The organism is Mesorhizobium sp. WSM1386, assembly GCF_055901595.1.
On record NZ_CM148373.1, the window covers coordinates 150,239 to 165,924 of the forward strand.

Here is a 15,686-nt window from a genome sequence, read left to right on the forward strand (position 1 = left end):
TTGCTAAAGTTTAAGCTGCCGCAAGCGGCGCGGCTCTGCTATGGTTGACGATCAGAAATCGTCAGGCCGGGCGGAAAACTCGTGAGGCCGATCGCGACCCGATATGCCCTCAGTGGCGAGGTGCGGATCGCCTATCAGGTGGTCGGCCAAGGATCGTTCGATCTCGTCTTCGTGCCAGGCTTCATTTCCAACCTCGACCTGCACTGGGATGACGAGGGCTACAGCCGGTTGCTCAAGCGGCTTTCGGCGTTCTCGCGGTTGATCATGTTCGACAAGCGCGGCACGGGCCTTTCCGACCGTGTCGATGTCCATAACCTGCCCAGCCTGGAAACCCGCATGGACGATGTGCGCGCGGTGATGGATGCGGCCGGCAGTGGGCGTGCCGCGCTGCTCGGCGCTTCCGAAGGCGCGCCGATGGCCATGCTGTTCGCCGCCACCTATCCGGAGCGGACACGGGCTTTGGCGCTCTATGGCGGCTATGCACATTTCCACAAATGGGTGATGCCGCCGGAGCGCCTCGACGCCTTCATCGAGATGGCCGAGACGGCCTGGGGCACCGGCGCCACCTTGCCCCATTTCGCGCCGGGCCGGGTTGACGACGCCCGTTTTTCAACCTGGTGGGCGCGCTTCGAGCGCCTGTCGGCGAGCCCGACCGCGGCGGCGGCACTGGCGCGGATGAACGCCGAGATCGACATACGCGGCGTGCTGGCGGCGATCGGCGCGCCGACGCTGCTGATCCATCGCCGCAACGACGTCCGGGTCGATCCCGACGCCAGCCGCTTCCTGGCCAGGAAGATCTCCAATGCGCGGCTGGTCGAAATCCCGGGGCGCGACCATCCGATCTGGACCGGCGATGTCGACCGGGTGGCCGACTTGATCGAGGAGTTCCTGACCGGCGAGCGCGCGGTGGCGGAGGCGGAGCGCGTTCTGGCGGCGCTTCTGGTGACACGTATCTACGATACGGCGCGGCTTGGCGACCGGATGTGGAGCGAACGCAGCCAGCATTTCCACGAAACGTGGCGGACGCTTGTCGGACGCCATGGCGGGCGCTGCGTGGATATACACGGCGAGATGATGATTTCACGCTTCGATGGACCCGGGCGTGCCTTGCGCTGCGCGGCGGCGTTGCGCGACGCGGCGCAGCAGATCGGCGTGGCAAGCGCACAGGGCGCGCATGTCGGCGAGATCGAGACGCGCGGCCCTCCCATAGGATTGACGGGCCGCGTGACCATTCAGCTCGCCGCTCACGCCGGGCGCGGCGACATACTCGCGTCGCGGCTGGTCGCCGACCTGGCGGTCGGCTCGGGACTTCACTTCGTCGAAGCGGGGCGTGTCAGCATCGATGAGCTGGACGAGCCGCTGGCGCTTGTGCTCGCGACGTCCGAACAGCATCTGGAGCCGGCCTGCCGTCCCAAGGTCAAAGCGGCCGAGCCGGCCTCGCTGACGGTGCGCGAGAGCGAAGTCGTGAATCTGATCGCCGACGGCAAGAGCAATGCCGCGATCGCCGCCGAACTCAGGCTGAGCGAGCACACGGTCAAGCGCCACGTCGCCAATATATTGCTCAAGCTCGACCTACCCTCGCGAGCCGCGGCAGCGGCATTTTCCGTCAGGCACGCTGGCCCGGACGGGCCATGAGAGCCATGGCGCTTTCGGGCGAAGCGCCGGGGCCGAAGTAAGGGCTATCAATGTCCCCATGCAGGCCAGACGGGTATTGCCAGGAAGGCGCTGCGAACGGAGGATGAAATGCTCAAGTCAAAGCTGAATGTCAGATCACTCGTGATAGCGGCAGGCATTGGCGCGCTGTTCACGATCTCTCCCGCGAGAGCCGAGGATGCATCGGCGGCGGCCGCCTACAAGGACATCGAGGCAACGCTCGGTTCGGTGCCTGACATGTTCAAGACGCTGCCCGACGTCGCCATCGCCGGCGCCTGGGCCGAGATCAAGGGGGTGCAGCTCAACCCCAACACCGCGCTGGACGGCAAGACCAAGGAACTGATGGGCCTTGCGGTCGCCGCGCAGATCCCCTGCCAGTACTGCATCTATTTCCACACAGAGGCTGCCAGGCTCAACGGCGCGAGCGACGAGGAGATCAAGGAGACGATCGCAATGGCGGCGATCGTGCGCCACTGGTCGACGATCCTCAACGGCAGCCAGGTCGATCTGGCGACTTTCAAGAAGCAGACCGACGACGTGTTCGCAGCCGTGAAGGCGAAGTCGCAGTGAAAAACACGGCCCGTCGATGATCGACGGGCCGTGCTTCCAAGCATCAACCGCCCGATCGGGTAGACGGGCACATGGAGGGTAAAATGCTGACCAAGACTCACACAGTGGACGGCGCGGCGATCAAGAAGGCGATCGAAGGCCGCGATGGAAAGATGCTGTCGAGCTTCTACGCCGACGATGCGCTGGTGCGGGTGATCGACCGCAACAACCCGCCGAGCAAGCCACGCGAAATCCGCGGGCGCGCAGCGATCACGACGTTCTGGGACGACATCTGCAGCCGGGCCATGACCCACAAGGTCGACACCACCATCGCCAACGGCGACAGCCTGGCCTTCACCCAGGCCTGCTCCTATCCGGACGGCACCAAGGTGTTCGCCGCCGCGATGCTGGAGCTGAAAAACGGGCAGATCGCACGGCAGACCGTCGTGCAGGCCTGGGACGAGTAGATCAACCGCGGAGCTGGCCATCCCGATTCAAATCGGGATGGAGCTCTGTTTCAGTGCTGGAGCATGATCTTTTCCCGAAAACCGAACACCACTTTTCGGGACCATGCCTTGGCCGCAACCAGGAGGAGAAGAAGATGTTCAGCGCCAGATGGCAGATCGACGCCAAGTTCGGACACAAGCAGACCGTGCTCGAACTGCTCAAGAAATGGGAACGCGAGATCGGCTCGCAGGTCGGCCTCGCCGACCTGCAATTCCAGATCATGACCGGATCGATCGGCGCCCGGGAAGCGACGGTCGAGTCACACCACCAGGTCGAGAGCCTGGCCCAGCTGGAAGCGTTCTTCGCCAAGATCGGCAAGATCGACGCGCATGCCAAATGGGGCAAGGAGATGGAGCCCTATGTCGTGTCGGGCACCAGCCTGTGGAACATCTATCGCATCGTGGAGTAGTGATTACGCTCGACCTTCCTTCTCCCCTTGCGGGAGAAGGTGGATCGACGCGTCAGCGTCGAGACGGATGAGGGGTGTTCCAGCTTGGCGCCAAGCTACCCCTCACCCGGATTGCCAACCGATTTGCGAAGGGCAAATCGGGGCAATCCGACCTCTCCCACAGGGGGAGAGGTAGAAGCGCTACTACCCATGCGCCACCATCACGTGGCGCACCGCGGTATAGTCCTCCAAGGCATAGAGCGACATGTCCTTGCCGTAGCCGGACTGCTTCAGCCCGCCATGCGGCATCTCGTTGGTCAGCATGAAGTGGGTGTTGATCCAGGTGCAGCCATATTGCAGGCGGGCGGCCGTCGCCATGGCGCGCGAGACGTCCTTGGTCCACACGGACGACGCCAAGCCGTAGTCGCTGTCATTGGCCCAGCCCACCGCCTCGTCGACTTCCGTGAACCGAGTGACCGAGACGACCGGGCCGAAGACTTCTCGGCGCACGATCTCGTCCTCCTGCAGCGCGCCGGCAACAACGGTCGGCTGATAGTAGAAGCCGGTGCCCTCGCCCGGCTTGCCGCCCGTGGTGATCTCGATATGCTTCAGTTCCGAGGCGCGCTCGACGAAGCTCGACACGCGGTCGCGCTGGCGGCGTGAGATCAGCGGCCCGATCTCGTTCTCGGTGTCATCGGGCAGATTGAACTTGATGGTCGACACGGCCGAGGAGAGATCGGCGACGAGCTTGTCGTAGATCTTCTTGCCGGCATAGATGCGGCAGGCGGCGGTGCAGTCCTGGCCGGCATTATAATAGCCGAAGGCGCGCAGGCCCGCGACGACGGCGCCAAGGTCCGCGTCGTCGAAGACGATGACTGGAGCCTTGCCGCCGAGCTCCAGATGCGTGCGCTTGACCGACTTGGCGGCGGCCTGCAGCACCTTCTTGCCGGTGGCGACGTCGCCGGTGATCGAGATCATGTTGACCTTGGGGTGGTTGATCAGCGTGTTGCCGACGCTGTCGCCACGGCCGAGCACGACATTGACGACGCCTTCAGGCAGGATCTCGGCCAGGATTTTCGCCAGCTTGAGTGCCGTCAGCGGCGTCTGCTCAGACGGCTTGAAGACGACGGTGTTGCCGCCGGCGATGGCCGGCGCGACCTTCCAGGCCATCATCATCAGCGGATAGTTCCAGGGCGCGATCGAGGCGACGATGCCGATCGGATCGCGCCGCACCATGGAGGTGTGACCAGGCAGATATTCGCCGGCGACGACACCGGGCATCGAGCGGACAGCGCCGGCAAAGAAGCGGTAGCAGTCGACGATCGCCGGAATCTCGTCATTGAGCACGGAATTGATCGGCTTGCCGCAGTTCAGGGCTTCGAGAGTTGCGAATTCCCTGGCTTCGGCTTCGATACGGTCGGCGATCTTGAGCAGATAACCCGAGCGCTGCGCCGGCGTGGTGCGCGACCACAAGACGAACGCCTGTTCGGCCGCCAATACCGCTGCCTCGATCTGCGCCTGGCTGGCCTCGGGCAGGTTGAGGATGGTCGCCCCGGTCTTCGGATTGAGGATCGGCTCCTCGGCGTCCGTGCCCTTCTCGAATTTCGAGCCGATCAGCATCTGGGTGTCCATTGGGTTCCTCCTTGGACGGAAGTGAGTAGTGAGTAGTGAGTAGTGAGTAGTGAGTGGTGAGTAGTGAGTAGTGAGAGTAGAGATCAGGGTCTGACCGTGATTTTTGCTACTCACTACTCACTACTCACTTGGCTACTCCCTATTCGCTGTTTCATTTCCCGCTTCCGGCGATCTGGTCGCCGTCGCGGGTCAGGTAATAGGCAAACAGGATAGGCAGCAGCGTTACCAACACGACGACCATGGCCACGACATTGGTGACCGGGCGCTGGCGCGGACGGATCAGCTCCTCCAGCATCCAGATCGGGACGGTCTGCTGCTGGCCGGCGGTGAAGGTGGTGACGATGACCTCGTCGAACGAAAGCGCGAAGGCCAGCATGCCGCCGGCAAGCAGCGCGGTGGCGATGTTGGGCAGCACGACATGCCGAAAGGTCTGGAAACCGTCGGCGCCGAGATCCATCGACGCTTCGATCATCGAACCGGAGGTGCGCCGGAAACGGGCGACCGCGTTGTTGTAGACGACGACCACGCAAAAGGTGGCGTGGCCGAGCACGATCGTCCAGAACGAGAAGGGAATGTCGGCGAGCGCGAAGGCCGAGCGCAGCGCGATGCCGGTGATGATACCGGGCAAGGCGATCGGCAGGATGACCAGCAGCGAGATGGTCTCGCGGCCGAAGAATTTTGTCTGCGACACCGCGGCGGCGCAGAGCGTGCCGAGGATCAAAGCAATCGCGGTCGAGATGGCGGCGACACGCACCGAAAGCGATAGTGCTTCCCAGACATCGGGCCGGTTCCAGGTGACGGCGAACCACTGCATGGTGAGCCCGGGCGGTGGCCAGACGAAGCTCTTCTCTTCCGTTGTGAAGGCGTAGACGAAGATCAGCAGGATCGGCAGATGCAGGAAAAGCAGACCGCAGGCGGCGGCGATCTTCAGACCGAGCGGAGCCGATTGACCACGGTCAGAGCGCATCGAAAGCCCCCATGCGCTTGGCGCCCCAGAGGTAGAAGCCCATGATGACGATCGGCACCACGGTGAAGGCGGCGGCGAGCGGGATGTTGCCGGCGGTGCCCTGCTGCGAATAGACGGCCTGGCCGATGAACAGGCGCGAGGTGCCGATGATCTGCGGGATGATGTAGTCGCCCAATGTCAGCGAGAAGGTGAAGATCGAGCCGGCGACAATGCCGGGCAACGCCAGCGGGAACAGCACGTTGCGGAAGGTCTGGCCGGGCGAGGCGCCGAGATCGGACGAGGCCTCGACCAGATTGCCGGGCACGCGTTCGAGCGCCGCCTGAACTGGCAGGATCATGAAGGGCAGCCAGACATAGACGAAGACGATGAAAGTGCCGGTGAACGACACCGACAGCGAGTTGCCGCCGACGACCGGCAACGACAGCCAGGCATCGAGCAGCCACAGCAAATGCAGCTTGGCGAACAGCCAGGTGAGAATGCCTTCCTTGGCAAGGATCAGCTTCCAGGCATAGATCTTCACCAGGTAGCTCGACCACAGCGGCAGCATGACGCCGAGATAGAACAGCGCCTTCCAGCGGCCGCGCGCATAGCGTGCGGCGTAGTAGGCGATCGGAAAGGCGACAATGGCCGAGGCCAGCGTGACCAGCGCCGCCATCGTCACGGTGCGCAGGATGATGTCGAGATTGGCGGCCTGAAGCAGGTCGCCATAGGTCTTCAGCGTGAACTCACGATTGATGAGGCCGGAGAACTCGTCGATGGAGAAAAAGCTTTGCGCCAGAAGGGCGAACAGCGAGCCGATATAGACGATGCCGAGCCACAGCACCGGCGGCAGCAGCATGAGCAAGAGCAGGAGTTGCGGCCGGCGCCAAAAGAGGTCGGAGAGCGCGCCACGCAAGCCGCCGCTGCCGGGCAGGATGGCGGGGGCGGGATTGGCGTTGAGGGCGACGATGGTCATGACGCCACTCTGTGTTGAAGGGGATTATGCGAGAAGCCGCGCTCTACGTCGCCTCCCTCTGTCCTGCCGGACATCTCCCCCTCTAGGGGGGAGATTGGCAATTTCTCGGTCTCGCCAGTTCTGCGACGTTGGAAGCTGGCGAAACCCGAAATGGCAGCCAATCTCCCCCCTTGAGGGGGAGATGTCCGGCAGGACAGAGGGGGGCGCACGGCGCAAACCTTCCTCATGCCGGCTCATCCATCAGATGCAGGTGCTCGCGGTTGAAGGTCAGCACCACGGCGTCGCCTTCCGCCGGGAGGGCCGCGCCGGCCGGCACGATGGCATGCAGCTTCAAGCCGTCGGCATCGAGCGCCAGCCTGGTGGTGGCGCCGAGATAGTTGGTCGAGACGAGGCGGGCGGCGACGCCTTCGCCGCTTGCGGCGCGGCCGACACGAATGGATTCGGGGCGCAGGCTGCCCCAGCGGTGCTGGCCGGAGTAGCGCTGGACGAAATCCGGCGGCAGCACGTTGGACGAGCCGACGAAATCGGCGACGAAGCGCGTCTTCGGCCGCTGGTAGATGTCCTCCGGCGTGCCGATCTGCATGATCTTGCCGTCATTGAAGACGGCGACGCGATCGGCCATCGACAGCGCCTCGCCCTGGTCGTGGGTGACGAAGACGAAGGTGATGCCGAGCGCCTTCTGCAGCGACTTCAGCTCTTCCTGCATGTTCTCGCGCAATTTCAGGTCCAGCGCACCGAGCGGCTCGTCGAGCAGCAGCACCTTGGGCTGGTTGACCAGCGCGCGGGCAAGCGCGACGCGCTGGCGCTGGCCGCCGGAAAGTTGGCCGGGCCGGCGGGCGCCATAGCCGGGCAGCCGCACCAGCGTCAGCGCTTCCTCAGCCGCCTTGTGCCGCCCAGCCTTGCCGACACCCTTGACCATCAGCCCGTAGGCGACATTGTCGAGCACGTTGAGATGCGGGAACAGCGCATAATCCTGAAACACGGTGTTGACGTTGCGGCGGTAGGGCGGAACGCCCTCGGCGCGCTCACCGAAGATCGAGATCGAACCCGCAGTCGGCTGCTCGAAGCCGGCGATCAGCCGCAGGCACGTGGTCTTGCCCGAACCCGACGGCCCGAGCATGGCGAAGAACTCGCCCGGCACGATGTCGAGATCGACCGCGTCGACGGCGCGAACGCTGCCGAAATGGCGGGAAGCCTTCTGGAATGAAACGGCTGATGTCATGGCTGCCAGTCTGTTTTGCCGGGTCAAACAAGGACGAATTCACGCGCCGCTTCACCTCCCCCTCGATGGGGAGGTCGCGGCGAAGCCGCAGGTGGGGGTGATGGCGCGGACCTATCGGACAGGCCCCCACCCCGACGCTGCGCGTCGACCCTCCCCACAAGGGGGAGGGTAAGAGAACTCACCGTCCGCCGATGACGCCGATATAGTCCGACACCCAGCGGTAGTAGGGCACGCACTGGTTGTTCTGGGTGACGCATTTCGAGACCGGCGTCTTCCAGAACTTGATCTTGTCGAAATTGTCGTAGCCGTTGGTCTTGCAGCCTTCCTCGCCGAGCAATTCGTTGCCCTTGCAGGCGGCGGGCACCACGGGGAGCGATCCGAACCAGGCCGAGACGTCGCCCTGCACCTTGGGCGACAGCGAATGTTCGAGCCACATATAGGCACAGTTCGGGTGGGCCGCGTCGGCTTCCATCATGGTGGTGTCGGCCCAGCCGGTGACGCCTTCCTCCGGCACGGTCGAGGCGACCGGCTTCTTGGCGGCGATCAGCGTGTTGACCTGGTACGGCCATGAACCCGAGGCGACGACGCCTTCATTCTGGAAATCGTCGACCTGGATGGCGGCATCGTGCCAGTAGCGGCCGACCAGCGTGCGCTGCACGCGCAGCAGGTCGAGGGCTGCCTTGTATTGGTCTTCGTTGAGCTCGTAGGGATCCTTGATGCCGAGTTCCGGCTTGTGGAACATCAAATAATTGGCGGCGTCGGCGATGTGGATCGGTCCGTCATAGGCCTGGACGCGGCCCTTGTTGGATTTGCCGTCGGGCAGCTTCATCTCCTCGAAGACGACGTTCCAGCTCTTCGGCGCTTCCTTGAAGACCTCGGTGTTGTACATCAGGATGTTCGGTCCCCACTGATAGGGGACGCCGTAGTGGACCTTGTCGACGGTGAACCAGGGCGCGTCCTTGAGCCGGTCGTCGACCGCCTTCCAGCTCGGGATGAGATCGGTGTTGATCGGCTGCACGCGCTTGCCGGCGACGAGGCGCAGCGACGCATCGCCCGAAGCCGTGACGAGGTCGAAACCGCCCTCGTTCATCAGCGAGACCATCTCGTCCGAGGTGTTGGCGGTCTTGACGTTGACCTTGCAGCCGCTTTCCTTCTCGAAGGCGGTGACCCAGTCATAGCCCTTGTCGGTCTCACCGCGCTCGATATAGCCCGGCCAGGCAACGATGTTGACTTCGCCTTCGCCCTTGCCGAGTTCCTTGACCTGGGCGATGGCCTGACCGGAGAAGGCCAGCGCGACCGTCAGCGCCGTGCATGACTTCAGGAATGAATTCATCGTCGATCTCCCATTTGAGGGGCCGCGCTGCTGTGACGGCTTTGTTCCCTGTACGGAAAGTGCTCGGAAAACTCCGGTTTCGCAAATTCATTTATCAGAAGGGCGGTATCGGTTTTTCCGATAGCTGGCACTGCTGGATCAGAGGCGCTGGCGGACCATCCGCTGCGACTGGGCAAGCCCGATGAAATCGCGCGCCGCCTGCGGCAGGCCTGAGCCACGCCGCCAGACCATGCCGACCTGCACCACCGGCAAGGAGCCGGAGATATCACGCGATTCGATGCGGTCGCCTTCCAGCGACCATGGGCGGTAGACAAGGTCGGGCAGCAGCGCCACGCCGGCGCCGGTGGCGACCAGGCTGCGCACGGCTTCCACGGAACGAGTGCGGAAGGCGACATGCGGCCTGGCGCCGATCGCCGTCAGCAGCTTGCCGGTGTTCTCCTCGATCTCATCGACGGTGAGCATGATCAGCGGCTCGGAGGCGATGTCGCCGATGCCGATGATGTCGGCGCCGGCGAGCGGATGGCCGAGCGGCAGCCACAAGCGATAGGCCGAGACCTCGAGGATTTCCGATTGCAGGGCGGTGCGGTCGCGCAAATTGGACGTGACCATGACGGCAATGTCGAGCTTGCCGCCGATCAGGAGATGCTCGAGGTAGTCGCCATTGTCCTCGATGGCCGAGACCTCGACGCCCGGATAGGCGCGGCGGTAGCGGGAAAGCAGATCCGACAGCACATAGCCGGCGACCAGCGAGGTGACGCCGAGCTGCAGCCGCCCGCCGGTCGCGGCCTGCTCGCCGGAGAAGGAGCGGCGGGCATCGGAAACGTCGGCGAGGATCTTCGTCGCGTGGCGCAGGAACTGATGGCCCTTGTGGGTGATGTTGAGGCCGCGCGGATGGCGTTCGAACAGTTCGACGCCGAGATCGCTTTCGAGCTCCTTGATCGCCTCGGTGACCGACGATTGCGAAATGGAGAGGTTCTGTGCCGCGCCCGAGACAGTGCCCTGCTCGGCGACGGCAATGAAGAACTGCAACTGGCGGATGGTGAAAGCCATGGCCGGACTAAACACGGCGCAAGCGGCTGTGGGAAGTGCTGGTCGGCCGATCGTCAACAGCCCCAGTCGTCAACAGGCCTGGTCGTCCAGGCCTAGTCGTCAAAAGGCATTGGCCGGATCAGAACCCGGCGGCGTCGCCGGCGACGCTGAGCCGCGCGCCGGCCTGCGCGAGGGCGGCGGCAATGTCACGTGGCGGTGAGCGGTCGGTGGCGAGTTCGGAAAAGCCATCGAAGCCGCAGACCTGGACCAGGCCCTGACGGCCGAATTTCGTGTAGTCGGTGACAACAAGCGAGCGCTGGCCGCGCGACAGCACCATGCGGGCGAATTCGGCCTCGTCCAGATCGTAATCCATGACGCCCGTCACCGCGTCGACGGCGCCGGTGGAGATGACGGCGTGGCTGACCGAAAAACGGCTGACGAACTCGATGGCCGAGGCACCGAAGGCGGCACCGGAATCGCTGCGCAACTCGCCACCGGCCATATAGACTTTGTTGCCGTTGATGGTGGCCAGCGTGCGGGCGATGTCGGACGAATTGGTGACGACCGTCAGCCGCCGGTGGCCGAGCAATTCCCGCGCCAGGAACGAGGTCGTGGTGCCGGTGTCGAGCATGATCGATTCACCGTCGCGGATGGTGGCGGCGACCATGCGGGCAATGACGCGCTTGGCATCGGCATTCTCGCGCATGCGCCGTTCGAAAGGCGCTTCGCCGACCATCGAAGGCAGGCCGATGGCACCATGCATCTTCAGGACCGAGCCGTCGCCGGTGAGCGGCTTGACGTCGCGGCGCACGGTTTCGAGTGAAACGCCCAGCCGGTCGGCGAGGCTGGCGATGGTGACGGTGCCCTCCTCCTGCAGCAGCCGCAGGATTTCGCCGTGGCGTTTCGAATGGACCATCTGGTTTCCCGAGTTCAGAACTTTGACCGATTCTAAGGTAATTGAAGCGGTTTTAAAGGAACTGTCCCTTCATTTCGGGCAAAATACCCAAAAAAGGTCACATCTTTTTGTTGACAGCCGGGCAACCTTGGCGTGAAATTCAATGTCAGAGGGTTCGGAGCTGCAACGGGAGGGCGATGGCAGAGCCGGAACTCGCAGAGCCAGACAGCTTGGCATGTGGCTGGCGCAAGGAATTTTCAGATCCGCGGGGGCGGATGCCGGGCTCAAAAACCCGGCCACGGGGCTCGTCGGTGCGGTGCGGGATACCGATCCTGGCGTCCCGCACCGACGAGATTATCCGCGTTTCTCCCCGCTGTCGTCGCGCTGCCCGTAGCGCCTCGTCGAAACCCAGCAAACCAGGCCATCAACCAGGGATAACTCCGTGATTGCAGAAGACCGCATCCGTGCCCTGCCCTGCTGGACCGGGGCCATCGAGATCGCCCCGCTGCCCGGCGGCCTGAGCAACGCCAATTATGTGGTCAGCGACGCCGCGGGACGGCATGTCGTGCGCTTTGGCCAGGACTATCCCTTCCACCATGTCTTCCGCGAGCGCGAGGTGATGACCGCGCGGGCCGCGCACGCCGCCGGTTTCGCGCCGGCGGTGCACTATGCCGAACCGGGGATCATGGTGACGGCGTATCTTGGCGCCAGGACCTATCTGGCCGACGATGTGCGCGCCAATCTTGGCCGGGTCGCGGCCCTGATGCGCGGTTTCCACCGGGAGATGCCCAACCATATCTCCGGCGCCGGCTTCATGTTCTGGGTGTTCCACGTCATCCGCGATTATGCACGTACGCTGGAGGAAGGCGGCAGCCGCAAGCGCAGCGAACTGCCGCACCTGCTGACACTGGCGGACGAACTGGAGCGCGCTCAGAAACTGCTGCCGATCGTCTTTGGCCACAACGATCTGTTGCCGGCCAACATTCTCGACGACGGCAACAGGCTGTGGCTGATCGATTTCGAATATGCCGGTTTCAACACGGCCATGTTCGACCTTTCCGGCGTTGCCTCGAATGCCGGCATGAGCGATGAGGAATCCTTCGCTTTCCTGACCGCCTATTTCATGAAGGAGCCGGACGAGGCGATCCGCCGCTCGCACGCGGCCATGCAATGCGCCTCGCTGCTGCGCGAGGCGATGTGGAGCATGGTGTCGGAACTCTATCTCGACGCGCCGGGCATCGACTACGTCGCCTATACCGAGGAAAACCTGGTGCGGCTCGACGCGGCGCTGGAAAACTACCGGACAAAATACGGGATCCTGAAATCATGACATTGCCTGGCCATGCCGCGATCGTCGTCATCGGCGGCGGCATCATCGGCTGTTCGACGGCCTATCATCTGGCGCGCGATCACAAGGCCGACGTGGTGCTGCTCGAGCAAGGCAAGCTGACCTCGGGCTCGACCTGGCACGCCGCCGGCCTGGTCGGGCAATTGCGCTCGTCGGCCTCGATCACGCGCGTGCTCAAATACTCGGTCGAGCTCTACAAGGGGCTGGAGGCCGAAACCGGCCTTGCCACCGGCTGGAAGATGACCGGCTGCCTGCGGCTCGCGACCAATGCCGACCGCTGGACCGAATACAAAAGGCTGGCGACGACGGCGAAAAGCTTCGGCATGGACATGCAGCTTTTGTCGCCGGCGGAGGTCAAGGCGATGTGGCCGCTGATGGAAACCGGCGATCTCGTCGGCGCCTCCTGGCTGCCGACCGATGGCCAGGCGAGCCCCTCGGACATCACGCAGTCTCTGGCCAAGGGCGCGCGCATGCATGGCGCGAAGCTTTACGAGGATGTGCGCGTCACCGGTTTCGAGATGAAGAACGGCCGCATCACAACGGTGAAGACCAACAAGGGCGACATCGCCTGCGACAAGGTGGTGAACTGTGCCGGGCAGTGGGCGCGGCAGGTCGGCGCCATGGCCGGCATCAACGTGCCGCTGCAGCCGGTGAAGCACCAGTACATCATCACCGAAAAGATCGCTGGCCTGGCGACCGACGCGCCGACCATTCGCGACCCCGACCGCCGCACCTATTTCAAGGAGGAGGTCGGCGGGCTGGTGATGGGCGGCTACGAGCCCAATCCGCAGGCCTGGAAGACCGATCTGCCGGGCGGCGACGTGCCCGACGATTGGGAATTCCGGCTGTTCGACGACGATTACGATCATTTCGAGCAGCACATGACGCAGGCGATCGCGCGCGTGCCGGCGCTGGAAACCGTCGGCGTCAAGCAGATGATCAACGGGCCGGAGAGCTTTACGCCGGACGGCAATTTCATCCTCGGCACGGCACCGGAATGCGCCAACATGTTCGTCGGCGCCGGCTTCAACGCGTTCGGCATCGCGTCCGGCGGCGGCGCCGGCTGGGTGCTGGCGCAATGGGTGGTCGATGGCGAGGCGCCGCTCGACCTGTGGGTGGTCGACATCAGGCGCTTTTCCAACCTGCATCGCGACCGGCAATGGGTGTGCGACCGTACGCTGGAAGCCTATGGCAAGCACTACACGATCGGCTTCCCGCATGAGGAGTATGCCAGCGGCCGGCCGCGCATCGTCTCGCCGCTTTATGAGCGGCTGAAACAGCAGCAGGCCGTGTTCGGCTCGAAGCTCGGCTGGGAACGGCCGAACTGGTTCGCGCCAGAGGGGGTCGAAGCGCGGGACATCTATTCCATGGGCCGGCAGAACTGGTTCGCGGCGGTCGGCGACGAACACCGGCATGTGCGCGAAAATGTCGGCATTTTCGACCAATCATCCTTCGCCAAATACGAGTTGAGCGGACCCGACGCGGCGAAGGCGCTGGACTGGATCTGCGCCAACGACGTCAGCAAACCGGCAGGCCGGCTGACCTACACCCAGCTTCTCAACACGCGCGGCGGCATCGAGGCCGACCTGACCGTTGCGCGGCTGGCCGAGGAGACATTCTACATCGTCACCGGCACCGGTTTCCGCACCCACGATGCCTCGTGGATCAGCGACCATATCGGCGCGGGTCTCGATGCCACGCTTGCCGATGTCACCGAGGATTTCGGCACGCTGTCGCTGATGGGCCCCCGGGCGCGCGACGTGCTGGCTGGCGTGACCGATGCGGATGTGTCGAACACAGCATTCCCGTTCGGCCATGTCCGGGAAATTGCCATTGCCGGCCACACGGTCCGGGCGTTGCGCGTCACCTATGTCGGCGAACTCGGCTGGGAGTTGCACGTACCGATCGCCGCCACCGGTGAAGTCTTCGACGCGCTGATGGCGGCCGGCAAGAGGCACGGCATCCGCCCTGTCGGCTATCGCGCACTGGAATCGCTGCGGCTGGAAAAAGGCTATCGCGCCTGGGGCTCCGACATCACGCCCAACGACACGCCGCAGGAAGCCGGGCTCGGCTGGGCGGTCAAGCTGCGCAAGAACACCGATTTTGTCGGCCGGCGCGCGCTGGAGAAGGCCAACGGCACGGCATTGAAGAAGCGCTTTGCCGGCTTCACGGTCGATGATCCCGACATCGTGCTGCTCGGACGCGAGACCATCCTGCGCAATGGCGAGCCGGTCGGCTATCTGACCAGCGGCGGCTATGGCTACACGCTTGGCAAGAACATCGGCTACGGCTATGTGCGCAACGCCGATGGGGTGAGCGACGATTTTCTCGCCTCGGGCGACTATGAACTGGTCGTGGCCATGGAGCGGGCGCCTGCCAAAATCCATCTCGAGCCGATGTACGATCCGGCAGCGGGGCGGGTGAAGGCCTAAAGCGTTTCGCCGTTTCACGGAAACGGCGAGCCGCTCTATCTCTTTGTTTTGACGCAATTCCCAAGGGGAAGCGCTACGCTTTTCCGGGAAAACCGCTCACACTTTCCTGGAATTGCTATAGTTCACGCGCAGCGCAAGACCGCGGCTGGGCACGGTGTCGGCCTCGCCCGGCATGGAGACGTAAGGCCGCGTTTCCTCGACCCGGGTGACGAGGCCTTGCGCCTCGAGTTCGGCGATGCGCGCGGCAAAGCCTTGATCCCAGAGCGTGTTCTTGACCGTCAGCACGATGATGCCGCCCGGCCGGCAGATGCGGATCAGTTCGTCCAGCCCTTCGACGCCGACATGGCCCGAGGTGAAGACGCCGGCAGAGACGATGCCGGCATAGGCATCACCGGCAAAGGGCAGCTTGCCGCCGAGCGCCAGGCAATGCAGCGCCGAATAGACGCCCTTGCGGGCGGCCTGATCCAGCATGCCTTGCGAAATGTCGAGCGCCTCGACCTCAGGATAGCCTGCAATGTTCAACCATTCGCCGATTAGCCCGGTGCCCGCGCCGGCGTCGAGCAGCGGGACTGAGCCGCGCGGCAGATGGCGGGCCAGCAAAGCAAGGCAGATCGTCGGATGGCGGTAGCCGGCGGCCGACATATCGGCGTCATAGGTTTGCGACCAGCGGTCATACAGTGCCGCCACTTCCTCGGGCCGCGTCGCGGCATAGGCTGCGCTGAGCGCGCCCAGGTGTTTATCGTCCGTCATGCTTTCTCGCCCGATCGAGTTGCCTT

General features: G+C 64.1%; 14 protein-coding genes. 6 read left to right on the plus strand and 8 right to left on the minus strand.

What is annotated here, in order from left to right:
* Positions 1–81: 81 nt before the first annotated feature.
* The 4 genes from AC0NIH_RS00700 to AC0NIH_RS00715 all read left to right on the plus strand — a co-directional run bounded on the left by AC0NIH_RS00700 (position 82) and on the right by AC0NIH_RS00715 (position 3,118).
* Positions 82–1,635, plus strand: coding sequence for an alpha/beta fold hydrolase (locus tag AC0NIH_RS00700; protein WP_023775762.1), 1,554 nt, complete (start codon positions 82–84; stop codon positions 1,633–1,635).
* 108 nt (positions 1,636–1,743) lie between these two features.
* Positions 1,744–2,223 (plus strand): carboxymuconolactone decarboxylase family protein, encoded by a 480-nt coding sequence (locus AC0NIH_RS00705; RefSeq protein ID WP_023775763.1) that lies wholly within the window; start codon positions 1,744–1,746, stop codon positions 2,221–2,223.
* An 83-nt stretch (positions 2,224–2,306) separates the two neighbouring features.
* Complete coding sequence (locus AC0NIH_RS00710; RefSeq protein ID WP_023766355.1) at positions 2,307–2,669, plus strand: nuclear transport factor 2 family protein; 363 nt, start codon at positions 2,307–2,309, stop codon at positions 2,667–2,669.
* Positions 2,670–2,803: 134 nt separating this feature from the next.
* Complete coding sequence (locus tag AC0NIH_RS00715; protein ID WP_023775764.1) at positions 2,804–3,118, plus strand: hypothetical protein; 315 nt, start codon at positions 2,804–2,806, stop codon at positions 3,116–3,118.
* Between the two features lie 183 nt (positions 3,119–3,301).
* Here the strand turns inward: AC0NIH_RS00715 and AC0NIH_RS00720 are convergent, their stop codons facing one another.
* From AC0NIH_RS00720 to AC0NIH_RS00750, 7 genes are all read right to left on the minus strand, one after another.
* On the minus strand, positions 3,302–4,729 hold the full coding sequence (locus AC0NIH_RS00720; RefSeq protein WP_473463481.1) for a gamma-aminobutyraldehyde dehydrogenase: 1,428 nt from the start codon (positions 4,727–4,729) through the stop codon (positions 3,302–3,304).
* 151 nt (positions 4,730–4,880) lie between these two features.
* Positions 4,881–5,696, minus strand: coding sequence for an ABC transporter permease (locus AC0NIH_RS00725; protein WP_023766352.1), 816 nt, complete (start codon positions 5,694–5,696; stop codon positions 4,881–4,883).
* Positions 5,686–6,651 carry an ABC transporter permease gene (locus AC0NIH_RS00730; protein WP_352715859.1) on the minus strand — a complete coding sequence of 322 codons (966 nt, stop codon included), beginning with the start codon at positions 6,649–6,651 and terminating at the stop codon, positions 5,686–5,688. Before AC0NIH_RS00730 ends, AC0NIH_RS00725 begins: the two co-directional genes overlap by 11 nt.
* Before the next feature lie 223 nt (positions 6,652–6,874).
* Positions 6,875–7,873: an ABC transporter ATP-binding protein gene (locus AC0NIH_RS00735; protein WP_352715862.1), complete on the minus strand. Its 999-nt coding sequence runs from the start codon at positions 7,871–7,873 to the stop codon at positions 6,875–6,877.
* Between the two features lie 178 nt (positions 7,874–8,051).
* The gene (locus AC0NIH_RS00740) at positions 8,052–9,206 is read right to left on the minus strand and encodes an ABC transporter substrate-binding protein (protein ID WP_287272688.1); all 1,155 of its coding nucleotides are present in this window, start codon (positions 9,204–9,206) and stop codon (positions 8,052–8,054) included.
* A gap of 138 nt (positions 9,207–9,344) precedes the next feature.
* On the minus strand, positions 9,345–10,256 hold the full coding sequence (locus AC0NIH_RS00745; RefSeq protein ID WP_023766348.1) for a LysR family transcriptional regulator: 912 nt from the start codon (positions 10,254–10,256) through the stop codon (positions 9,345–9,347).
* A 118-nt stretch (positions 10,257–10,374) separates the two neighbouring features.
* Complete coding sequence (locus AC0NIH_RS00750) at positions 10,375–11,151, minus strand: DeoR/GlpR family DNA-binding transcription regulator (protein WP_473463485.1); 777 nt, start codon at positions 11,149–11,151, stop codon at positions 10,375–10,377.
* A 421-nt stretch (positions 11,152–11,572) separates the two neighbouring features.
* On the opposite strand from AC0NIH_RS00750, the gene AC0NIH_RS00755 reads away from it, so the two are divergent.
* Positions 11,573–12,460: a phosphotransferase family protein gene (locus AC0NIH_RS00755; RefSeq protein WP_013891401.1), complete on the plus strand. Its 888-nt coding sequence runs from the start codon at positions 11,573–11,575 to the stop codon at positions 12,458–12,460.
* A complete protein-coding gene (locus AC0NIH_RS00760) occupies positions 12,457–14,910 on the plus strand; it encodes a GcvT family protein (RefSeq protein WP_473463488.1) in 2,454 nt (817 codons plus the stop codon). Before AC0NIH_RS00755 ends, AC0NIH_RS00760 begins: the two co-directional genes overlap by 4 nt.
* A 96-nt stretch (positions 14,911–15,006) precedes the next feature.
* On the opposite strand, the gene AC0NIH_RS00765 is transcribed toward AC0NIH_RS00760, so the two are convergent.
* Complete coding sequence (locus AC0NIH_RS00765) at positions 15,007–15,660, minus strand: class I SAM-dependent DNA methyltransferase (protein WP_473463490.1); 654 nt, start codon at positions 15,658–15,660, stop codon at positions 15,007–15,009.
* Positions 15,661–15,686 lie beyond the last annotated feature (26 nt).